Source organism: Alicyclobacillus kakegawensis NBRC 103104, from assembly GCF_001552655.1.
Lineage (GTDB): Bacteria > Bacillota > Bacilli > Alicyclobacillales > Alicyclobacillaceae > Alicyclobacillus_G > Alicyclobacillus_G kakegawensis.
In genome coordinates this window covers 16,729-39,526 of sequence record NZ_BCRP01000012.1, presented here as the reverse complement: position 1 = coordinate 39,526, position 22,798 = coordinate 16,729, and the positions used below count along the sequence as shown (strand labels likewise).

The following is a 22,798-nucleotide window of genomic DNA, read 5'->3' as shown; positions in this document are numbered from 1 at the left end:
GTCATTTCCCCCCACCGTTTTCAGATGACGCCTGCGACGCTGGAGAACCCAGGCGGACTTCGCGGCCGGTCGCGGCCGACTGTGCAATGGCCAGCAGCATCTGGACGACCTTGGCCCCCTGGTCGAACGTGCACAGCGGTTGCCTGCGCTGCTGAATGCACTCAACAAAGTGATAGATTTCGTCCTGATAAAAGTGATTGCTCTCGACCGACAGTTTTGATTCCGTCAGCACCCGATTGTGTTCTGTGTAAAACACGGGCGGATCCAGCGTGATGCCGCCGGCCTCGCCGAACACATCCACCTTCAGCGCATCATCCTGCGGGCCGTTGACCGCCCAACTGACCTCAAGCTGCAACACGAGACCCCCTGCGAAACGCAGGTACGCCGTGGCAAAATCCTCGACGTCAAACACCTGATTATCCCGGTTGTCGGGGTCGGAAGATTGCCAGCGCGACGCCGTCAGCGTTTGGTAGCGGCCGATTCCCGCCACCAGTTGCCCCGAGGCGCTGAGCAAATCGGGCATGCCAACCAGCCACCATGCCAAATCGAGAGCGTGCACACCAATATCCATCAAACAACCGCCGCCGGATTTGGACTTATCCGTAAACCACCCGGCCGGCGTGCCCCGCTGCCGCAAGATGTGTGCCCGCACATAGTACAACCGGCCCAAGTCACCTGCGTCGATGAACCGCTTTATGGCCTGCACATCGCTGCGGAAACGGTGCGTCATACCCACCATACAGATGCGTCCACCACGCTGAGCCGCCTCGACCAAGCGTCGTGCATCGCCCACGTCCGTGCACAGTGGCTTTTCCACCAGCACATCCACGCCATGCGCAAGCGCTGTTCGCACCAGCGCTGCGTGTGTACGATTCGGCGTACAAATGCTCACCGCATCCAACTGTTCTGCTTCCAACATGGTCTGCACATCGGTATAGACAGCTTTCACACCAAATTCTTCGGCCAGATGGCGTGCCCTGTCCGCATCCAGGTCGGCCACAGCCGCCAGTTCCACATCCGGATGGCTCCGATAGTTGGGCAGGTGCGCGACCTTGGCAATAGTCCCTGCTCCAATCACGGCAACTCGCAGCTTGCCCACCAAAATCTCCCCTTTCAGTGCTGTTCCTAGCCATATACGGCCTCGTCTTGCAGAATCAGGGCTGCGGCGCCGATGACACCGGACCAAGCCCCAAACCGAGCCGCCGTAATGGAAACGGCCTGCACCAAAGACGGCATACCAAGCCCGTGTACACGCTCCGCGAGTTCGGGTACAATAGACGGATTTGCCGCCACCACCCCCCCACCCACAACCACGACCGTCGGATTGAACACGTGAATCAGGCTGGTCACACCGTACGCCAGCGCCGCATTCGCCTCGTCCAGCGTCTCACAGGCCAATTTGTCGCCTGCTCTGGCCCACGCAAAGACCAGGGCCGCCGTCACACGATCGAGGCCGTGCTTAGACACATACGCCCGCGCTGCAGCCGAGGCGTCCCCGGGCCGTGCCATGAGTCGTTCCTGCAGCCGCTCCACCATGCCGCGGCCAGAGGCATAGACCTCCATACACCCGTTCGATCCGCACGTGCACCGCGGCCCGCCGAGATTGACGCAGACGTGTCCGAGCTCAGCCGCCCCTCCCCAGGTCCCGTGCAGGATACGGCCACCGGTTACCACCCCGCCACCAATCCCGGTGCCAAGGGTGAGACCCAAGGCATGCTCATGACCCTGGGCGGCTCCGGCCCACACCTCTGCCAATAAGGCGACATTCCCATCATTGTCTATGCGCACAGGCAGTTCCACTTCCGCACGAATCCGCTCGGCAAGGGGAATTCCACCCCACTCGGGCAGATTGATTGTGGCCGAACGCACGGCGCCCTTTTTGCTATCCACTTGACCGGCCGTTCCCACACCGACGCCACGGATGCACAGGTCGTGTCGTTGAGCGTGTTGCTTGATTTGCCCTACCACCTGCACCACCGCATGAAACGCCTCCTCACCCCCCGCCTCTGGAGTCGGCACTGTCTGCGATGCGAGCACTCGGCCGCTTCCGTCCACTAGCCCTGCTGCAATCTTTGTGGCACCGATATCCACGCCGACAGCACATTCATGCACGCTGCTCACCCTTTGCGGCCTGTTCTTGCAGACACTCATGCAGGGACTGGACAAACGACTGGGTGATCTCCTGTGGCCGCGTGATGGCCGAGCCGACCACCACGGCCCAGGCTCCGAGACGCAGGCACTCGGCCGCTTGGCGCGGAGTTCGAATGTGTCCCTCCGCAACCACTGGCACGTTCAGGGACCGGCTTAACGAAACAATCAACGAAAAATCCGGTCCATCGCGTTCTGCGGAATACGGGGTGTACCCGGAAAGTGTAGTGGCGACAACATCGGCTCCAGCCTGGGCTGCCAGCACCCCCTCCTGGTAAGTGGAGATGTCTGCCACCAAAAGAATCTCTGGATACTGCTGCTTCACCTTCAGGACAAAATCGGCTCCGAGTTGGCCTCCGGGGCGCGGACGCAGGGTTGCGTCAACCGCGACCATGTCCGCACCAGCCCCCAACACCTCTTCCACATCATCAATCGTCGGAGTGATGTACACGTCGCTGCCGTGAACCGTTCGCTTACAAAGACCTATCACAGGCAGATGGGTCGCCGATTTAATCTGTCGAATGTCGGTACTGCCATTGGCGCGAATCCCAACTGCCCCGCCGCGCTCGGCCGCAACCGCCATCCGTGCCATAATGTCCGCCCCGTATAGGGGCTCACTCTCCAGTGCCTGACACGAAACGATAAGACCTCCGCGAATATTCTGCAATATAGATTCTTGTGTCATCTCTTCCCACCCAGTGCGGATTGGCTGTTCTTTGCCGCTTCCCGTACCTAGCTATTCTCTGCAAAAGAGAAATATCCTCCTAAATATTTTTATTTGACGGATTGATTTTTCATGACAAACAGACATACCATCAAAGCAAATGAGGTGATGCGTATGGATGGCCCCGGAGTTTCGTTCGCTGTGCTGTCGGACCTGCACTTCATGGCGTGGAAAGAGACGCTCGTGCCGGTGGAATGGGTCCCCCAGGTAGTCGACTGCCTTGAAGACGCTATGGCACAGCGTCCCGACTTTATCGTGCTTAACGGCGACCTGACCAACGGAAAACGCAGAGATTATGATCTGGCATTTGCATCGATTCACAGGGCACTGTCGTGTCCGGTGTATTCCACAATGGGAAACCATGAATATTACGGTTACTATGAACCGGACGACTATGCCCCGGCTCCGTTCAGCCTGCAAGGGGCACAACAGCGTTTCCTGGAGTACACTGGGTTGCCGAGCATCTATTACGCCGTGGAGCGCAACGGATACGCGTTCCTATTCCTGTCCTGCGAAGCGTACGCGCCCGACTTAAAAGACGCCGGCTGGCTGTCCGACGCGCAACTCGCCTGGCTGCAGCAAGAGCTGGACCGGATTCCAGCCGGACCGGTATTCCTCTTCATGCATCAACCGCTCAACCATACCGTGGCCCAATCCGAAAATACCCTGCCGCAATCGGATGCCCTGCTCACCATCCTCAAGTCTCGGCCCCAAACACTGGTGTTCAGCGGCCACACACACTGCCGCATGGACCGCGTCGACCAGCTGGTGCATCAGGATGGAACCTGGTTTGTCGGCGGAGGCTGCCCGCACGGGGAACACCCGCAGTTTCGCTTCGTACAGGTGTACGAGGACCGTATTGTTCTCCGGCTGCGCGACTGCCGTCAAAAACGGTGGAACAGCGACTATGAATTTGTGTTTTCCTTGCCAACCCTAACGTGTTCATCACCTCATTCTGGAGGTGGAGAGGAATGAAGCCAACAAAATGGTACAGACTCGTCGGGTGCGGCTCTGCCACAGCCAGCGTAATCGCGCTGCTCGCTTCCCCGGCAGCGGCGAGTCCAACCCAGCAGGATGTTGATCTCGCGTTGCACCGCCCGTACCAGGTCTCCACGTCGGTCGTCGACGACGTCTACCACGCCTCGGAAACAGCCAACTTTCCCGACGACGGAACGAAATTGACCGATGGCGTGATAGGCCCCGCCTCTTGGAGCAGCGATGGTCCATGGGTGGGTTACCTGCGCCAGGACCAACACAGTGTCACAATCGATTTGGGACAGACGGGGACCCTTCACAAGTTGGACGCTTGGTTCTTGCAGGATACGGCGTCTGGCATCTACTTTCCGCGACAGGTGCAATTTTCCGTCTCCTCGGACGGCAAGCACTGGTCCCGCGTCGGGACAGCGAGCCCGTCAATTCCAATCAGCCAAAAGGGAATCTTCACAGAGCCGTTGACGGTTGACCACCTGAACGTCGCCGCCCGTTACGTGCGTTATACGTTCTATGACGATGTGTTTGTCTTTTTGAGTGAAGCGGAAGCGTTCGGCCTTCCCGGCGTTCAACCGGGTGCCCAGCGCCCTCGCCCCAATCCCATGCCACCGATGCACGACGTTGGTTATCCGAAAGCCGCATCCAAACAGGTTGCCGGACGGCGGGCCGAAGTCCTGATTCCCAGCGGCTACTATGCGAGCGACCCCGAGCTTGGTGTCTGGCATGCCAATGAATTGCTGCCATACGTTGCTTACCTCAACCAGAAACAGGAGATCCGCGGACGCATGTTCGACAGCTTTTTGTTCACACCCTTTGACACGGGACCCAGCGGCGGCAGCTACGGCACCGGCAGCGCCACCCAGGCTGACTGGAAATATTTTGCGGACCAACTGTTTCAACCTGACCTGCAGCTGGGCGCTTTGGACGCCGCCGTCGCTCAGACCGACGCCGCCCTGCACCAGAGAAACTGGAAAGCCAAGGTTGTCATCGGTATCCCCCTTCCGGGCCTCATCAGCAACTGGGGAGAAGGTCTCGACTTTAACCCAGACCATGTCGGTCAGGCGCAGTCGCTTGCCAACCGGGAGGCTGCAGTGCGCTGGTATATCTCATATGTGAAACAAAAATTCGCGTCCGCCGGCTACAAACACCTGCAGTTGAGCGGGTTTTATTGGCAAAATGAAAGCGTTGATTTGCAATGGACGCCCAATGATGAAAGGCTCATCCGCGATACCGGGAGATTTGTACACGCTCTAGGTTCCTACACGTTCGACTGGATCCCGTACAATGAAGCCACCGGGTTCCGCGACTGGCAATGGATGCAGTTCGACACCGCCTTGATGCAACCCAACTACGCGTTCACCACGGGTGCCACTGTGCAGCGTCTCGAATCCACGGCGCAATTGGCCAAGCACTACGGACTGGGGATTGAGATGGAAATGCATTGGGATATCACCCGCACCGACAGCCTCGGTGATTGGGCGCGGCAAAACTACGCCGACTACCTGAATGCAGCCTACCAGTACCACTACCAAAACAGCTTTCTCGCCTGGTACCAGAATACAACCACACTGTTGGACTGCGAGAACAGTTCAACGCCGGCAATCCGCCACGTCTACGATGAGACGTACGACTTTATCCACGGGAACTACCATCCCCAGGAAAACCCAGGCACTTCCGGTTAAAGACAACTTCACATGAAGCTCGCCCGTCCGTTCCTTCATCGGCCCGGACGGGCAAGCCGGGTCAGTACAGTTTGTCCAGCACCGACTTGGCCGTGGTGTTCAAGGCGCGAAAGGCAGACTCCCGGTTGCGCATAGCCACAACCGTGGACAGGATGTCCAGCACGTGGATCTGGGCCAGTTTCGACGAAAACGCCCCGCCCTGCAGCGGTGTTTCCTTGGCGGCCCCGAGCAGAATCGCATCCGCGTACTGGGTGACAGGCGAACGTGCGTGATGGGTGATGCAGATGACATAAGCCCCGTTTTGCTTCGCAATCTCCACCGCATCGACCAGATCTTTGGTGCTTCCGGACGTTGTGATGCCGACCACCACATCCTCCGGAGTGGCCAGGGACGCGCTCATCGCGATGACATGAGCGTCAGACGCGCAATGGGCATCAAAACCAAGGCGCATGAAGCGGTACTTGGCGTCTGCTGCCGTGATGCCGGAAGAACCCACGCCAAAAAACATCACTCTTCGACAGCGAATCAGCGCCTCCGATGCCTTTTCCAGCTCCACTTCCTGCAGCAGGCTGTGCGTATCCTGAAGCGTCTGTGTGTTGTGCGCCGTGATCTTCTCGGCCATCGTCCGCACATCATCGGAATCTTCAATCCGCCCGTGCACATGCTGGCTGGGAGAAACCAGGTCCTGCGCGACGGCCAGCTTAAACTCCTGGAAACCGCGGTACCCAAGCTTGCGACAGAAGCGGATGACGGTGGTCTCACCGACTCCGGCCTTTTCAGCCAAATCGGTGACCGAGGAATAGACGGTGGTCTCAGCGTCGCCCAAAACCGCATCGGCCACCTTCTGTTCAGCCTTGGAAAGCGATGGATAGACGCTCGCAATCATCGTCAAGGAACGCTGACCGGTACCTGTTTTGTTCATGTCCCCATCCCCACAGTGAATGTAATCTTCATTATTCTATCATGCGCCGGAAATATCCGCCGTGATTGAACAAAAAGAAGGCTCCTCCACGGGGTGTGGCGCATGATTCACAGCGCCCCTCAGGCGCTCGCCCTGTTCCGGCACGGCGGTGATTTCCGTCTGGTCTACAACTGCAGAATGCGGCGCAACTGGCGCGCGACGTCGTCCGCAACCTGGGTACCGCCGTACCGGTACGGTGTGCACTCCGCGGTCAAATAGTCGTCATACCCGATGCCGCGCAATGCCTCGAGGACCTGGGGCCAATTGACGTCTCCCGCCCACAGCGGCACAAATCCGTGGATGTTGCCGACCGACTGCGCGTAATCCTTGACATGCACCTTGCAGATTCGCGGCCCAAGGATGCGAATCCACTGCTCGGGGAAACCAAAAGCCAGCACGTTGCCCACATCCAGGTATACCCCAACCCAAGCCGATCCTATCGTATCCACGTACGCCTTCATCTCGAGCGGAGAGAGCAAAAACTTGTTCCAAACGTTCTCAATGGCGATTTTGACTCCTCGGCGCTGCGCCTCGCCCGCCAGTGCCTCCAGCTCCGCGAGGCTTCGTTCATAACATTCGTCATACGGGACCTCCGCGGTGACCACGCCCGGCACGACCAAAACCGCGTCCATTTCCAGCCAGGACGCTATCTCCAGCTGCCTGTGCACGATGGTCCGGGCCTTCTGGCGCACCTCAGGTTGCGGGGCGGAAAGCGGGAAATTCCACAACAGTCCAGTCGCCAAACTCTTCAGTTCCAACCCGGCGGCGTGCGCCCGCCTCGCAATCTCCCGTACATCCGACGGAGTACTGTCCATCGTCAATTCGTCTCCGCCGGCCTCCTGGAGATTCAGCTCAACCCCGTCCACCCCCGCCCTCTGACAGGCGGCAAACACATGCGCCAACCCGACCCAATCGCCGAAACACCATTGGTTCAACCCAATCTTCATGACCTTCCTCCTTCATTACGCCAAAAACCGGTACTGGGCCGCGACCAGGTGATAGTAGTGGCCGCGTTGCGCCAATAATTCAGCGTGCGTTCCACGCTCGACAATCTGCCCATGGTCGAAGACCAGGATCTGGTCCGCTTCGCGAATGGTTGATAGACGGTGCGCCACGACAAACGCGGTGCGACCGGAGAGGAGCACCTCCAGCGCCTTTTGGATGAGATGTTCCGTATACGTGTCAATGCTGGCGGTGGCCTCATCCAATATCAAGATTTTGGGATCCGCAAGGATGGCGCGGGCGAACGAGATCAACTGCCGCTGGCCCATCGACAGCCGACTGCCCCGCTCGCGGACCTCCGTGTAATACCCGTTTTCCATCTGCCGGATGAACTCGTCCGCGTACACAGCACAAGCGGCGGCTATCACATCCTCGTCGCTAGCGGAAGGATTTCCGTAGCGAATGTTGTCCATGATTGTGCCCGAGAAGATGAACGTGTCCTGCAGCACCATGCCAATCTGCTGGCGCAGGCTGTCGGACTGGACCGTACGGATGTCACAGCCGTCAATGCGGATGGCGCCTGCGGTCGGATCATAAAAGCGGGAGAGCAGGTTGATGACCGTGCTCTTGCCGGCACCGGTGTGGCCGACCAAAGCCACTGTCTGGCCGGGCTCCACGCGGAAACTGACGCCATCCAGCGCCTTGCGGCCAGGTTCATACTCGAATTCGACATTGACAAACTCGACCCGTCCCTCAATCGTCGGCAATTCGGGAGCGTCTAGGGCATCCTGTACGACCGGTTTGCTGTCCAAATACTGGAATATTCGTTCGGACGATGCGGAGGCCACCAACAATTGATTGTAAACCTGGCCGAGCTGGGCAATCGGCGTCCAGAAATTTCCCAGGTAATTGGCAAACGAGACCAACAGACCGACGGTGACCTCTCCTGCGGTCAACAGGTGAACCCCGTAGCCGAACAGCAACGCGCTGCCGACCGCCCCGGTCAAATCCACCAGCGGGCTGAACACGATGCTGCGCCGCTGGGCGCACAGGAACATGCGCATGTAGTCTTGGTTCATGTCTTCGAAAAATGCCTGATTCTCGTCCTGCCGCGCGTACGCCTCGGTCACGCGCACGCCCTGAATGCTCTCCGCAAGGTGCGCGTTCATCTTCGACGTGCGCAGCCGCACCTGCTGCCAAGCCCGGCGGATTTTAACCGTCAACCGCATGGACAGCAGGAACATGAACGGCACCACGACCATCGTCACCAACGCCAGCCTGGCGTTCAGACTGACCATGATGACGATGATGCCGACCAGCGTAAACATGTTGGTGATGGAGTTGATGACCCCGTTCGTGAACAGGTCCTGCAGCGAGTTCACGTCGTTCATGATGCGCACCAACACCGATCCGGCCGGTCGATTGTCGAAAAACGTCAGCGACAGTTTCTGTACGTGGCTGAACAGCTGCCGACGCAGGTCGCGAATGACGTTCTGTCCCAACAGATTGGTGTAGTAAATGCGCCGGTTACTGGCATAGAAGTTGGCAGCGTAGAGCGCCGACAAAACGGCGCAGTAGGCGATGAGACGGCCGGTGTGTCCAATGGCGATGGCTGAGTCAATCACGCGCCCGACCACGTACGGCGCCACCAGCGTGACCAGAGCCGTCGCACAGGTGGCGGTGAACGCGAATACAATCACCTTTGGATACGCCAGCATGTAGCCGAGCAGCCGGCGGATCTGCCCCCAATCAAACTTCTCAATCCGCTCGTCTTCACGGTACACAAACGGAACCCGCAGTTCTGCTTGAACGTCCGATTTAGACATGATGGCCTCCCTTTTGCGGCGCGCGTCCGCCAGCCACCGCAGCCAGGTGCGTGTCGTAATCACGAAACTGCATGTCAAAGATGCGGCGATACAGCCCCTGCCGCGCCAGCAGCTCCTGGTGGGTCCCCCGCTCCACAATCCGGCCGCGGTCAATTACCAAGATTTTGTCCGCCCTTTTCAGCGTCGAAATCCGGTGCGCGATGATCCATGTGGTGCGCCCGCGCATAACTTCCTGCAGCGCTTGCTGAATCTGATACTCCGTCTCCATATCGACCGCACTGGTCGCGTCATCCAGGATGAGGATGGACGGATTTTGTAGGAGGGCCCGGGCCAAAGCTATGCGCTGCTTCTGGCCGCCGGAGAGCCCCAGGCCGCGCTCACCGACAACCGTCGCATAGCCATCGGGCAACTGCTCGATGAACTCAGCCGCGGCCGCCATCCGCGCTGCCCGTCTGACCTCTTCCAAGGTCGCGTCCGGGCGGCCGTAGGCGATGTTTGAGAAAATGGTGGTGGAGAATAGGAACGGCTCCTGGAACACCACCGCCACATTGCGGCGCAGCGCCTCGAGATCCCACTGTCGGACATCCTTGCCGTCCACCAGCACGCGGCCCGAGCTGACATCATAAAACCGGGGCAGCAGATTGACCAGCGTCGACTTTCCTGATCCGGTCAAGCCCAGCAGGGCCACGGTCTCTCCGGGGGCCACCTCCAGGTTGATGTCCTCCAGCACCCGGTTCTCGCCGTAGTCGACGTGCACGTGCTCCAGACACACGTGTCCACGCATCGGCGGGCGCTGGGCGGCTGTTGGCGTGGTGATGCCCACCGGCGCCTCGAGAACTTCCAACAGGCGTCCCCCAGCGGCGCGCGCTTGCGTCCAATTGTTCAGATAAAACCCCAGCTCTGAGAGCGGCCACAGGATGTACCACAGGATACTCAGAAAAGCGACCAGGTCGCCCAGCTCCATGCGCTGATGCATGACCAGCCAGCCGCCCACGAGCAGAATCAGCACGATGCCGAGATTGCCGATGATGCCCACCACGGGGAAAAACCACTTCCAGATGTTGCTGGCGCTCATGTTCGAATCAAAATAGTCGTCATTGCGGTGGGTGAACTTGTCGATCTCGAAGTCTTCCCGGGCGAACGACTTGACTGTGCGGATGCCCATGATGGTTTCCTGCACACCCGAGTTCAGCGTCCCGAGGCTTTGGCGAATGCGGCGGAAGGCCTTGTGCAGCCGGCGGTCGAAGAACACCCCGGCAAACCCGAGAACCGGCATCAGGCAGAGCATGACCAGCGCCAGCCAGCCGTTCATCCACCACATCATCGCCATGCTGAAGCCGACAATCAGCCCCAGATTGACCAGGTTGTTGATGCCGAAAGCAAGAAACATGCGGAACGCATCCAGGTCGGCCGTCAGGCGAGACATCAGGTCACCGGTGTGGATCTCGTCGTACCAGCTGAACGTCTGCCGGTTGAGTTTATGGTACAGCGCGCTGCGCAAGTCGTAGGCGGTGCGGCTGCCGAACACCTGACCGGTGTACTGCTGCCCGAAGTTGAACACGCCTTTCACCAAAGCGGCGGCCAAAATCGCTGCAATCAACCACGGTAGCTCCCCGTACGCATGGCCGACGATGACCCGATTGACAATCAACTTCAACAAGTAGGGATAAACCAGTCCGAGTGCGGTCGTGACCACTAATAGGCCCATGCTAAGGTACATCCAGGGTAGATAGGGACGGTAAAAGCCGGACAATCGTCGAAACTCTCCCGCCAAGCCAAGCCCTCCCCGTGTATCTGCGCCCTGGGTAACCAGGGCGGTTTTCCTCTCCGCATTCTGATGTGGCGGAGAATTGACAACGTAGTTGAGATTTAATCACAAAAGGGGAGGGCTGAGAATGACGTATCTGGTTGCGTACTTTTCAGATCTGGCTATGTTTCGCCATGCGCCGCTCACTGCATCTGCTGGCGATACTGTTTCGGAGAGACACCGTAACGATCCCGAAAGACACGGTAGAAATAGGAATAACTGCGGAACCCGGCCGACTCAGCCGCCTGTTCCAACGTCATGGCGCTGAAACGGATGCGGTCAGACGCCAGTTTGAGCCGTACGTCCACGATGTACTGAACGATGGTGCAGCCAAACGTCTCCTTGAACAGGTGGACCGCCCGCGACACGCTCAGCCCGACCTCGTCCGCGACATCCTGCAAGGTGAGTTCGTCGCCGATGTTCTGCTCGATGAACCGTTTCATGCGGTGGGCCGCCAACGACTCCGGACTGACCAAACGGGTCTGCCAGTCGTCCAGACTGCGGTCGATAAACAGGCACAGCACGCGCAGCAGGTAGTCGCTGATGCGCTCATCCGTCCGGCCAATCCGCCTTTTCTCCCAGGCCACCTGACGCCACAGGGAGAGCATCCCGTCATCCAAGGGAATCGTCGCGAGGCGCGGACGGCAGCGATCCCGCCACCACGCGTCCAGCCAAGGCCCATCGCAGAAGATGTAATAATCCGCGCTGCGCACCGGTGTCTGGTACGCGGACGGATCGCCGATGCGCAGTTCGTACGGCTGTTTCGGAGCCAGCAACAGGATGTCCCCAACCCCAAGCGGGACACGCCGGCCGTCAATCACAGTCTCCGCCTGACCCTCCACCTGCAAGCGCAGCAAATAGGTCGTAAAGCCTTCCCGCTTCACCGAATAATACGGGCGGTCGTGATAACCATATCCGGCCACCCGCACATACGCCCCCACTGTATCGTCGTTCACGTGCTGCCGTCACCTCCACGCCAGTTTACACTGCCTTGTTCATCGGGTCTAGGTGTAAATTGAGCGCTTCCATGAGGTTTTTGCTCGAGTTGCAGCGCATGCGGGAAGATTGTAGTAACATAAAAAAAAGAGTATTCTGTTCACTGCGGACCGCTAGGAGGCGACGGGATGGCGCTGTGGAGAGACATGGGCCTGGAGGGGAAACGCTGCCTCATCGTGCACCACGACGACCTGGGCATGTTAGCCGCGCAAAATGAGGCGTACGCCCAATTGGGCCTCCCGACCGGGAGCATTATGACGCCGGGCGCCTGGGCGCCGCAGGTCAACGTGGGCGACTTGGGTGTGCACCTGACGTTGACGAGCGAATGGGCGTACCCGCGTATGCGCCCGCTGACGGGCGGGCAGAGTCTGTGTGACGAAACAGGCCATTTTTGGCCCACCCTCGAGCAGGCGTGGCAACACATCCGAGTGGAAGAGGCGAAAGCGGAGATGGAAGCACAGATAGCGGCCTGTCGACGCATGGGGGTGGAGCCCACCCACCTGGACACGCACATGGGCGCCGTCTTGCGGCCCGACATCGCAGCCGTGTACCACCAATTGGCACGGGAACTGGGAATCCCGGTTTTGCTTCCAGAAAGCCTCACCGATGCAGGCCTCCCAGGCTATCTGCTGGAGCCCCTTCTCCGCATCTTGGAAGCGTCGCCTCTGCCCAGGGTGCGACTCATTGACAGCTATCCCGTACCGGCCGATCAGCGCGCATCCTGGTACATCGACACCTTAAGTGGCCTTCCGCCGGGCGTGTACCACCTCATTCACCACGCCGCCGTCCCGACCGATGAAGCACGCGTACTGCCGGATTGGCAGAAACGGGAGGCCGACTTGGAAGCCCTGCGCCACCCGGATGTCCGGCGACTCCTCGGTGAGTTTGTACTGCTGACGTACCGCGAGGTGCAAGCGGGGATGCGACAGTACAGTCCCTTCTAGACAGATGAGAGAACACAGTACGGGTCAGCGCAGCCAAACTTGGAGGACGACGGAGGGACCGCAGCCCGGCCCAGCTACCGACGCTCGTTTCGCCACGCACGGACCCACGTTTGGTAAAACTTTTTCCATTCGGTCGCAACCCCGTCCGGCGCTCGTATGCCCAGCGCCTCCTCCGCCGGCGGGGTCGTGTCAGAGCGCGCTTGCCCCTGCTTCCGAGAGTCCTGGACTAGGCCAGGCTTACCCGTGTCACGACCGCGCAACGGTGCGCCAGACTCGCGAGATGAGTGTCGTGACCGATTTTTGATCACCTGAAGGCTACCCCTTTCGCTGTACACTTGGTCCGTCATGATAAACAAGTCGCGCAGGTTCGTACCCGAGTAACGGAACCTCTGTTATACCCTGTTCCGCAGAAAAGAACCGCCAAGCTGTCTTCTGATGTCCGCTGGCATATGATTTTTTCATACAATCATTCCAGCAACAATGGATCTTTTCGATCTCGTGCGCAGGACGTAAGCGCTGTCAAAATCTGAACCTCGACTGACTCTGTTTTACAATAAACCGAACCTGTCAGGCAAATCGGGTGATGTCTCCTGTTATCAGGAATTGAAGGAGGAAGGAGACAATGGAGTGGTATCAGTTGCGGTACTTTCAAACCGTTTGTACGACTCTCAACCTAACGAAGGCCTCTGAAGAACTGGCTATCACACAACCCGCACTCAGTCGCGCCATCGCAAAACTGGAGGATGAGCTGGGTGTGCCGTTATTTGAACGGACCCGTCGCGGCATGGTTCTGAGCCGGTTTGGCCAAACCTTTCTTCCATACGTGAAGCGAGCTGTCGAAGAGATTGAACGAGGGCGAGCAGAATTGGAACGCATGATCAATCCGAGGCATGGCGTCGTATCGCTAGGGTTTATATACACATTAGGTACCCAATACATCCCCAGCCTCATCAATACATTTCGCAACGGGGACATAGACATTGAGTTTCGATTGGTGGAAGGCTCAACGACGACATTAATGGAAATGTTGTTGTCTTGCGATATTGATCTCGCTCTTTGCTCTCCGCACGATGATTGTCATCACATAGACACCATCCCTGTGCTAAACGAGGAATTGTACCTCATCGTACCAAAGTGTCATCCTTTAGCCTCCAGGCACGAGATCGCATTAGCGGAAGTAGCAGCGGAACCGTTTGTCATGTACAAGCCGGAGAGCGGCTTACGGAGCGTCATCGAACGATATTGCCAACAGAGCGGCTTCCAGCCCCACATCGTGCTGGAAGGTGTCGAGGACACAACCATTGCCGGGTTGGTGGCGGCAAACCTGGGCATCGCCATCGTACCACGCATCCCCAATCTCGACTTGGAGAGAATCTCTCTGATTCGCATCAGCACTCCGCCATGCAGCCGCACGGTTCACATGGTATGGCGAAAACACGAGCGTATGCTGCCGGCGGTTCAACGCTTTATCGAATTTGTCAAACACCACTCGACTTTTTGTCTAGATGTCGCTCCGTCAACTTAATGGAACGTGGGCTTCAGGTTTCATACGGGTGCCGCCAGCAGGATTGCTGGCGGCAAACAACGGGGATTGACTAAGAGACAAGGTGAATCCTACGGCGCCTTTAGGCCCTTATTTTACCATCCGGCACGACCAAAGTGTCAGACGCGTGCCCGAGTGGATCCAGGTCGGTTAACAGGAAAACGTAGCTGAGTATGCCAGCCACCAAGATGAGCGCAGCGAGCAAGAACGCGTACATGAACGACCCAGTCGCTTGGACAATAAATCCGGTGGCAATCGGTGCCACGATAGCCATCGCATTGTTCCCAAAAGTTAGAATTCCGATTAAAGAGCCGACCATGCCCTTGGGCGCGATGAAAGTCGGAATGCTGTAAGCGATCGACGACGTAATCACCAGCGAGCCCAACGCGATGGAAATAAAGGTGACCGCCACAACCGGCTTATGGGTGAGTGCGGCGCCGATGACCGACAACCCAAGCAGCATGCAGATGACGAGAATCGTCTTGCGCACGCGCAGGGAATCATGCCCTTTGTTCACCAGCTTATCCACGAGCCAGCCGCCAATCAATAACTCGGAGATCGTACCCACGAGCCAAGGAACCGCCGAATACCATCCGGTCTTCAGAACGGACATGTGCAACGACGTTTCTAGATAACCAGGCAGCCAGGTCAAAAAGAGCCACCACGAGTAGCCGTATGCGGCGAACCCGATAAAGACACCCCAGACTTTCCGTTGGGTCAGGAGAAACCGGATGTTTTTCCACACGCCTCCCGGCGCTTCTCCCTGCAACTGTGAACCGCCTTCAACAATGTACGCGTATTCCTCTTTCGACAGGTGCTTGTCTTCATGCGGATCGCGATAACGGATCCAGAAGAGGATCACATACAACAGACTGAGAGCAGCCGTGAACCAAAAGCCGCCGCGCCAACCCCATTGGGTGACGACCAGTGCGAGCAAGGGGGCACCGATGGCGTTTGAAAACTTGGATTGCGCATCGAACAAGGAGACGGCTCGCCCCCGTTCATGGCGAGGGAACCAATAACCAGTGGCCTTGGTTGAACCAGGAAAGTAAGGAGCTTCTCCAATACCCAACAGAACGCGCGACAGGATGACCAAAGCTTGTCCATTCGCCATCGCCGTGAGAACACAGGCGACGGTCCAGACAATCGTCCCTATCCGCGTCACCCATTTGACACCAATCTTATCCAGCAAAGTTCCGGCGGGAATCTGCAACACCGCATAGGACCAAGCAAACGCAGACAACAGAATCCCCATCTGTCCTGGGGAAAGATGAAATTCCTTCGCGATTGGCTCTGTAGCGATGGACATGTTCGTACGATCGAAATAATTTATGATGACACCCAGCGAGAAGAGCAGTGCAATCAACCAGCGTCGATTTTTCATCAATGGCCAACACCCCAATCTCACATTTCCGACAGTAGTAACTTGCAGATTTTTGTGTCTACTCTGCGGTGCCCAGGTTCAGTCATATCAAGCCGGATTGCTGCGACACTCCACAAGCGATTGTACGAGCGCTTCCCACCCCCTGGCGCCGAAGTATTCCAAAGAGACATATCCACTGTAGCCTCTTTGCTGTAGCATACGCAAAATCGAAATGTTATCAACATCGCCATGCCGGCTCAAAGCGGAAACGGGCTGACTGCGATACCAACAGTCGTGATCCCAGCGGTAGTTTTTCAGATGGACGTGACGGACAAAAGGGTAGAGTACGGACAGAGCTGCCAAAGGATCAACACCGTCCACGTGAAAATTGGCGGCGTCATATATGATGTGGAGGTTTTCGTCACCGGCAGCACTCATCAATTCGAGAACGGCTTGCGGATGATCTGCAAACGTCTGGTAGTGCGTCTCGACCCAGACCTCGACCCCCGCGGCCCGCGCCAGAGTCACAGCCTGCAGTAGAGCGCTTAACGATTCATCCCACAATTCTGGACTGGCACGATGGGAAGGAAGATGCCCAAAAAACGTGCGTACAGCTCGCGCTCCCAATATCTCTGCGGCCTGCAGCGCCTTACGGAATTCTTCCAAGTCTCTGTTTCTGCCGTGCGCGCCATCAGAAAAATATGTGTAGCCACTGATGACGGGGATGTGGATGTGGCTGGCGCGCAGGCGTTCCGCCAATTTCCCCAATCCCCCGATACAACACTTGCTGTAATCCTCGACGTGCCCGATCCACAAATCCAATCCGTCAAGCACGGCTCCTTCCGCGCGCCAGCGAGAAAACACCTGTAACACCCATTCCAATGAATGCGATTTCATTCCGGTTGTGCAGACGCTCCATTTCATTGTGTAGGGCCTGCCCCCTATCCATTCGCTAGTTTGGTCATGCGTACATCCTGATGATGCCGGCGTGTTGGTTACGGCGCCGGGTGTCCCTGCCATCGCAACAGGGCCTTGCCGGGCTGTCCAGACAACGTGTATTCATAGGCGCTGTGAAACTCTTCAAACCACACATCCGTGCCAATGATGTTTTGCAACATCCGCTGCAACTGTGGGTCGGTCAACCGTTGCAGCGCATCGTCGAAGTCCTGGCGCACATAGATAATGGAACCATGGAGGGAAACCTCTTTCCGCACGAACCGCTGTACAGGAAAAACCGCTTCCTGGGCCATTCCGACAAGTACAACCACTCCACCAGGCTCGATGAGCCTCAGGGCCTGCTCGACCGCTGATGGACTTCCCGCAGCTTCAACGACGACGGAAAATGAATCGTCAGGATAGTCCTCCGGTGAACGCGCCTCAATTCCTGGTATGATGGACCGGGCCCAACGTAATCTTTCCGGTAGCACGTCCGCGACCGCGACATCGCATCCATTGTCGCGTGCCAAGAGCGCGCACAGCATCCCTTCCGTGCCGCACCCTAATATCAACATCCGACCTCCAGGTTCAACGGGAGCTCGTTTGAGTGCGTGCACAGCAACCGCCAGGGGCTCCGTCAACACCGCCAGGCGGTCGGGAACCTCATGTGGCACCCCCACGACGTACTTTGCCGGCACGACGAATTCTTCAACAAATCCCCCCGGAATATTAATGCCAAGAGACTCCTTTTGCTTGCACAGGTTCGTTCGCCCACGTTGACACTGTGCACACAGCCCACAATACGTGTTCGGATTTACCACCACCCGCGCGCCAATGGGCAACTGGACGGCTTCTCCTGTGGCGATTACCCGCCCCAACAACTCGTGCCCCGGCCGTACCGGGTACTTCGCATGCCTGAGCTTGCCCTGGTACACTTTCAGGTCGGAGCCACAGATACCGCCATACAGCAGACGAATACGCACCTCGTGCGGCTGCAGGGGCCGGTCGTCCTGCAAAAGCTCATGTAGTTCCAAGCGGCCTGGCTCCGTAAGCAAGAGTTCGAACATGCAAGCCCTCCCTTTCCAGTCTGCAGCGATGCCCCCACTCGTAGTTGCGCGATTTTCAGCAAACAGGGCGAATACGCTACCTGCGCACCGGTATCGCTTGAGCCGAGTGTAGCACCGGGCGGGCGCTGGAATCCAATGCATCTTCGTGTCTGAAGGTATGCATGAGAGTTATATCAGCCAAGATTCTCTGGCCGGGCTGTAATAGCGCAATCCCTCCAGTGGGTCCGCCGGCGAATGCTCTCTGCCATCTCACTCGCCGATCCATTCCCTCCTTAAGCTGAACAGCTCTTTCAGCTCTTCATCGGACAAGTCGGTCAACCACTGCTCCCCGGTGCCGACAATCCGCTCGGACAGCGCCGCCTTTTCCAGCAGCATCTGGTCGATGCGCTCCTCCAACGTCCCCATCGAGACAAACTTGTGCACCTGCACGTGCCGCTGCTGCCCAATCCGGTAGGCGCGGTCCGTCGCTTGCTCTTCGACGGCTGGGTTCCACCAGCGGTCAAAGTGGAACACGTGGCTGGCCGCCGTCAGGTTGAGACCGACGCCTCCCGCCCGCAGCGAAAGGACGAAGACCCCGGCCAGATGGGCCGGATCCTGAAACTGGGCAACCATCTCTTCCCGATCCGCCTGCGACACCGCACCGTGCAGAAACAACACGGGTTCCTTCAGGCGCTGGCCGAGCACCTGCTGAATCATTCGCCCCACCTCCGTGAACTGCGTGAAGATGAGGCACTGACCACCTTCCAGCCGCAGTTCCTCCACCATCTCCAGCAGCCGGTCAAATTTGTTGGATCGACCTTTGTACCGCCGTCCGCGCTCCTTCAGATAGACGGCGGGATGGTCGCAAATTAGCTTCAGCCGCGTCAAAGCGGCGAGAATCAAGCCCCGGCGCTGCATGGCCGGTACCCCGTCCATGGAGGCCAGCAGTTCATCCAGCACGGCTTGATAGAGGGCCGCCTGTTCGCGGGTCAGATGCACATACTCGCGCGTCTCCGTCTTGTCCGGCAGATCCAGTTCAATGGTGGAATCCGTCTTCATCCGGCGCAGCAAAAACGGCTGCACCAAGCGCTGCAACTGGTGCGTGCGCGCCTCGTCCTGATGCCTCTCAATCGGAGTCACGAAACGCTCGGTGAAGCTTCGCCAGCTCCCCAGATAGCCGGGGTTCAAGAAGGCAAACAGTGACCATAATTCGCTAAGGCGGTTTTCCACCGGCGTGCCGGTGAGCGCGATGCGGTGTCTCGCCTGCAGCCGGCGCACGGCCTGCGCCTGCTTGGTCGCCGGATTCTTGATGTTCTGCGCCTCGTCCAGGCAGACCGTCCCAAACCGAATCCTCCCCAGGTCTTCCTTGTCCAGGTGGACCAGGTTGTAGGTGGTCACGATGACGTCCGCTCGCCCCGCCACTTTGGCCAGCGCGTCACCATGCGCCCGCTCGCTGCCGTAGTGCACGCATACGCGCAACCCAGGAGCGAACTGGCGCAGCTCCCTCTGCCAGTTGCCGAGCACGGAGGTCGGACAGACAATCAATGCCGGTCCGTCCTGGCGGCCGCAGGCCAAGAGATACGCAATGAATTGGACGGTTTTGCCCAGGCCCATGTCATCCGCCAGGCAGGCTCCCAAACCCAATTCCCGCAGCCAGCACAGCCAGCGAAACCCCAACTCCTGATAGGGGCGCAACCGGCCCCGAAAACCGGCTGGAACGTCTCGTAGCGGGACCCCTTCGACACGGGCGAGGCCGTGCAGAGTTTTCTGCATAGCCGCCGGAAACACAAATCGCACAGCGCCGTCCGCCTCGTCCACGCTCCCGCCAGTGTCGGGCCGGATGGCCGCATCCTGGCCATCCGTGCCTTCCAGCAGCGCGTGCTGAAGGACATCCATCATCGTCAGACCGCGCCGGCGCATGGAATCCAAACGCCGACGCAAGCGCCGAAGATGGTCTGGGTTGAGCACCAGCCACTGGCCGTTGAGGTTGATGAGACGCTGGTTTCTGTCCACCAGGCGCCAGAACTCCTGTTCATCCAGTTCCGCCCCGCCCAGCGCCACCTTCCAGTCGAAGTCCAGGGTCTCGGCCAGCCCCACCCATGTCCGCCCACCCTGCGGCGGCTTGACATGGGCGCGCACCTGAGGCCTTATCTCCCTATCCAACCCCCACCAGGCGGGAACCATGACCTCACAGCCCGCCTGGGTCAGACGCGGACTAGACTCGGTGAGGAACCGCCACGCCCCGGCCACATCCAAGGAAGCGATGCCGTCCTGCCAGCTCAAGCCGAGAAGCCACGGGTCCTCCCTCAGCCAACGCTGGGCGCGCTGCTGCGCCGCCTCCAGGTCCGCCAGCCATTCCCCAGGAAACGAGGCGTCCGCCCGTGCCTCGGCCGCGGTCCAAACGCGCCCTGGCTCCACGTCCGCCTTGAACACCACACGTAGCAGCCAAGGTCGTTCAGCGACGGGCGGATCGACCAGCTGGAGGGCGGGCTGCACGGGAGAGACATAAGTGTCCCAGCCGATAGCCGCCAGCCACTCCTCGCCTTCCATCCAAGACGGCAGCTTGCGCGCTGTCAACAGCGGCCGTGTCGCAAGCACCTCTTCCCACGCCTGCTGGACCTCCGGGTGGGCGGCTACCTCCTCCCAGATCACCGCGTTGCCCCATGCCTCCAGCGCCGCCCGCAGCGGCTGAGGAGGGGTCGAGTCCTGCAGCCAGCGGATGCGCCAGGTCAGGTTGGGCGCCTGCGGGTGAGCGACCGGCGCCGAAGCCCATTCACTGTCCTTTTCACTCGACTGCGGCGGTTGGAGCCGAAGCGCCGGCTCAAAGCGGCCCTCGTCCAAGGCCTGGGCAAGCACGGGCGCCCAGGTGAACGCCTCTTGACACGCCTCGGACCAACGCCAGTCGGTGTGCCGGTGATAGTGGGGACGCCGGAAGTAGCGCAGCGCATGCGCGGGGGACAGGCGAAAGCCGACACGCCCGTCGCAGGGCTCCGTCTCGACCCAGGTCCCGTACTCGGAATCCGGATCCCACGCGAACACCCGCAGCGCCAGTTCTTCTGTGGACAAGGGAGCAGGCAGCTCCGCCGGGCCCAGCCACACCGCCCCGTCCGCGAGGCGCTTCAGGTCCATCTGGATGGTGATCATGGCGGCATCACTTTGGCCTTTTCCATCTCTTCCATCAACGCCCGCAGGCGCCGGTGGCGGGCCGTGAAGCGACCTATGTACGCCTCCCAGACGTCCGCTTGCTTCAGCTTGCGGTACTGCGTGCGCAGTTGCTTCAGGCGCCGGCAGGCCAGGCGGTAGTGCTCGCGGGTGCGCTGCCCGACCAGGCGGTGGACCTCCTGGTGCAGGATGGGCAGCAGCACCTGTGGGGCCCTCTTCTCCACCCATTTGCGCTCGTCACTGGACACCGCGTCAAGCCCCCCGGCCGTCATGACGTAGTCCGCCCAGTCGACAAAAGCGGCATGCTGCAACAGGTAATCACGATACTGGCCAGCCGTGGTCGGAAGATGGGCGCGAAGAAAATCGCGGCACTCACGCTGCGCACTCTCCACGTGGCGCGCCAACACCATCCAGTGCTCCGCGAATACACCCGCCCACGCCTGTCCCGGCTGCAGCAGGGCACTGACATCCCTGAGCAAACGCCCGCACAGATCCCACCGCCCGCGCTGCTCCAACGCCTGTAACACGCGCACCGCCCCATCAAAATCCGCTCCCTCCAGCTCGCTCAGCCGACGCAGGCCTTCCTCTTCCTCACCGGCGAGGATTTGCAACAACGCCTGCAGACGGCCGACGCGGGCCAAGCCTTCCCTGGCGGTACATCCCTCCGCGTGCAGGCGCCGCGCCTGCTGCTCCAGGTATACCCGCTCTTGTCGCAGCCGTTCCGGATACAGACGCAGCCAATACAGCCACATCCACTCCAGCGCCGCCATCGACGTCGGGACCAGCCCCAGTTGATCGAACAAGCGCGCGTGCAGCCAGGCTATCCAATCTCCCACCCATCCTTCGTCCAGGAAAGATACATCCTCCGCGCTGGCCGAGAGCTGCCGCAGGTTGGACTCCAGCTGCCGGGCCTCGCCCTCGGCAGAGCGAACGGAATAGGACAGGGAGATAGGAGTTTGCCCGCCCTGTCCCCGTTCCAACCGCTTGACCATTGTGACTGTGCGCACGACCACCGCGGCCAGCTGCCGTTTGGTGGGCGGCCACGACGTCGTTTGCTGGAGCAGCCTTTCACACACCCGATCCAGCTCGTATCCGCGGTAATCCCCCCATGAAGACAGGCTATCGATCTGCGATTCCACGTACCGCGCCCAATCGGTCAAGGCGGCGCTTGGGCGAAAATCCCCCACCGGGGCCACCTCATCGGTCTTTAAGTCCCGCGCGACTCTATTCAATCCCTGCAGTCTGGGTCCATGGACCAGGTCGTCCAGGGTGTCGAATGTAACCCCGGCCTCTTCCAGCACTTGCAGCGCAACGGCCGCCATGTGCTTGCACAAGTCCCCGTACGGGCAGGTGCATAGACTGCGCCCCGGAAACCTGTCCACGTCCAATTGGACGCTGTAGGATTCGGTCCCTTCCACGGTCGCGGTGACCAGGGTGCCCTCCAGCGCCAGAGCCGTAACACGGTTGTCAGCCAAGTAATGGAGCCCTCGCGCCAAAATGTGGGGCTGGATTTCGCTCTTGATGGACTCCGCCAAGTGCAACCAGGTCAATCGAGAAGCCATGCCGACTCCCTTCACCACCAATGCGTCTCTTGCACAGGGTAACTTATTCGCTCCGACCGGGCGACGGACCTGCCTGGGCCCGCCAGCGAACCGGGAAGACAGGCAAGTTCGCAGGAAATCCCGAAGAGGAGTACACTGCAAGGGGAGGGTTGCCATAGGCGGTTAG

The 22,798-nt window shown here is 59.3% G+C and carries 17 protein-coding genes; 4 read left to right on the top strand and 13 right to left on the bottom strand.

Annotated features, from left to right (window positions below; translation table 11 throughout):
• Position 1: 1 nt before the first annotated feature.
• From AK2_RS10510 to AK2_RS10500, 3 genes are read right to left on the bottom strand one after another with little or no spacing between them, the layout of a single operon-like run.
• Positions 2-1,099, bottom strand: a complete 1,098-nt coding sequence (locus AK2_RS10510; RefSeq protein ID WP_067934109.1) for a Gfo/Idh/MocA family protein — start codon at positions 1,097-1,099, stop codon at positions 2-4.
• A 26-nt stretch (positions 1,100-1,125) separates the two neighbouring features.
• A complete protein-coding gene (locus tag AK2_RS10505) occupies positions 1,126-2,112 on the bottom strand; it encodes an ROK family protein (protein ID WP_067934107.1) in 987 nt (328 codons plus the stop codon).
• Positions 2,105-2,833, bottom strand: coding sequence for an N-acetylmannosamine-6-phosphate 2-epimerase (locus AK2_RS10500; protein WP_067934105.1), 729 nt, complete (start codon positions 2,831-2,833; stop codon positions 2,105-2,107). Before AK2_RS10500 ends, AK2_RS10505 begins: the two co-directional genes overlap by 8 nt.
• Positions 2,834-2,986: 153 nt before the next feature.
• Here AK2_RS10500 and AK2_RS10495 point away from each other — a divergent pair, with 153 nt between their 5' ends.
• Positions 2,987-3,847: a metallophosphoesterase family protein gene (locus AK2_RS10495; protein WP_067934103.1), complete on the top strand. Its 861-nt coding sequence runs from the start codon at positions 2,987-2,989 to the stop codon at positions 3,845-3,847.
• Positions 3,844-5,544 (top strand): DUF4855 domain-containing protein, encoded by a 1,701-nt coding sequence (locus AK2_RS10490; RefSeq protein WP_067934100.1) that lies wholly within the window; start codon positions 3,844-3,846, stop codon positions 5,542-5,544. Before AK2_RS10495 ends, AK2_RS10490 begins: the two co-directional genes overlap by 4 nt.
• A 61-nt stretch (positions 5,545-5,605) precedes the next feature.
• On the opposite strand, the gene AK2_RS10485 is transcribed toward AK2_RS10490, so the two are convergent.
• The 5 genes from AK2_RS10485 to AK2_RS10465 form a co-directional block, all read right to left on the bottom strand.
• Positions 5,606-6,466, bottom strand: coding sequence for a MurR/RpiR family transcriptional regulator (locus tag AK2_RS10485; RefSeq protein WP_067934098.1), 861 nt, complete (start codon positions 6,464-6,466; stop codon positions 5,606-5,608).
• Positions 6,467-6,630: 164 nt separating this feature from the next.
• Entirely contained in the window at positions 6,631-7,452 is an 822-nt protein-coding gene (locus AK2_RS10480; RefSeq protein WP_067934096.1) for a sugar phosphate isomerase/epimerase family protein, read from the bottom strand.
• Between the two features lie 15 nt (positions 7,453-7,467).
• Positions 7,468-9,273, bottom strand: a complete 1,806-nt coding sequence (locus tag AK2_RS10475) for an ABC transporter ATP-binding protein (RefSeq protein ID WP_067934094.1) — start codon at positions 9,271-9,273, stop codon at positions 7,468-7,470.
• Positions 9,266-11,047 (bottom strand): ABC transporter ATP-binding protein, encoded by a 1,782-nt coding sequence (locus AK2_RS10470; protein WP_067934092.1) that lies wholly within the window; start codon positions 11,045-11,047, stop codon positions 9,266-9,268. The genes AK2_RS10475 and AK2_RS10470 overlap by 8 nt, the downstream gene beginning before the upstream one ends.
• Before the next feature lie 176 nt (positions 11,048-11,223).
• The gene (locus AK2_RS10465; protein WP_067934090.1) at positions 11,224-12,036 is read right to left on the bottom strand and encodes a helix-turn-helix transcriptional regulator; all 813 of its coding nucleotides are present in this window, start codon (positions 12,034-12,036) and stop codon (positions 11,224-11,226) included.
• Between the two features lie 168 nt (positions 12,037-12,204).
• Here AK2_RS10465 and AK2_RS10460 point away from each other — a divergent pair, with 168 nt between their 5' ends.
• Complete coding sequence (locus AK2_RS10460) at positions 12,205-13,020, top strand: carbohydrate deacetylase (RefSeq protein ID WP_067934089.1); 816 nt, start codon at positions 12,205-12,207, stop codon at positions 13,018-13,020.
• A 622-nt stretch (positions 13,021-13,642) separates the two neighbouring features.
• Entirely contained in the window at positions 13,643-14,545 is a 903-nt protein-coding gene (locus AK2_RS10455) for a LysR family transcriptional regulator (RefSeq protein ID WP_067934087.1), read from the top strand.
• A gap of 100 nt (positions 14,546-14,645) precedes the next feature.
• Here the strand turns inward: AK2_RS10455 and AK2_RS10450 are convergent, their stop codons facing one another.
• The 5 genes from AK2_RS10450 to AK2_RS10430 all read right to left on the bottom strand — a co-directional run bounded on the left by AK2_RS10450 (position 14,646) and on the right by AK2_RS10430 (position 22,650).
• Entirely contained in the window at positions 14,646-15,947 is a 1,302-nt protein-coding gene (locus AK2_RS10450) for an MFS transporter (RefSeq protein ID WP_067934085.1), read from the bottom strand.
• 87 nt (positions 15,948-16,034) lie between these two features.
• On the bottom strand, positions 16,035-16,685 hold the full coding sequence (locus AK2_RS10445; protein ID WP_245632866.1) for a sugar phosphate isomerase/epimerase family protein: 651 nt from the start codon (positions 16,683-16,685) through the stop codon (positions 16,035-16,037).
• 236 nt (positions 16,686-16,921) lie between these two features.
• A complete protein-coding gene (locus AK2_RS10440; protein ID WP_067934082.1) occupies positions 16,922-17,929 on the bottom strand; it encodes a zinc-dependent alcohol dehydrogenase in 1,008 nt (335 codons plus the stop codon).
• 249 nt (positions 17,930-18,178) lie between these two features.
• Positions 18,179-21,052, bottom strand: a complete 2,874-nt coding sequence (locus AK2_RS10435; RefSeq protein ID WP_067934080.1) for a DEAD/DEAH box helicase — start codon at positions 21,050-21,052, stop codon at positions 18,179-18,181.
• Entirely contained in the window at positions 21,049-22,650 is a 1,602-nt protein-coding gene (locus AK2_RS10430; protein WP_067934078.1) for an SWIM zinc finger family protein, read from the bottom strand. The genes AK2_RS10435 and AK2_RS10430 overlap by 4 nt, the downstream gene beginning before the upstream one ends.
• Positions 22,651-22,798: the final 148 nt, after the last annotated feature.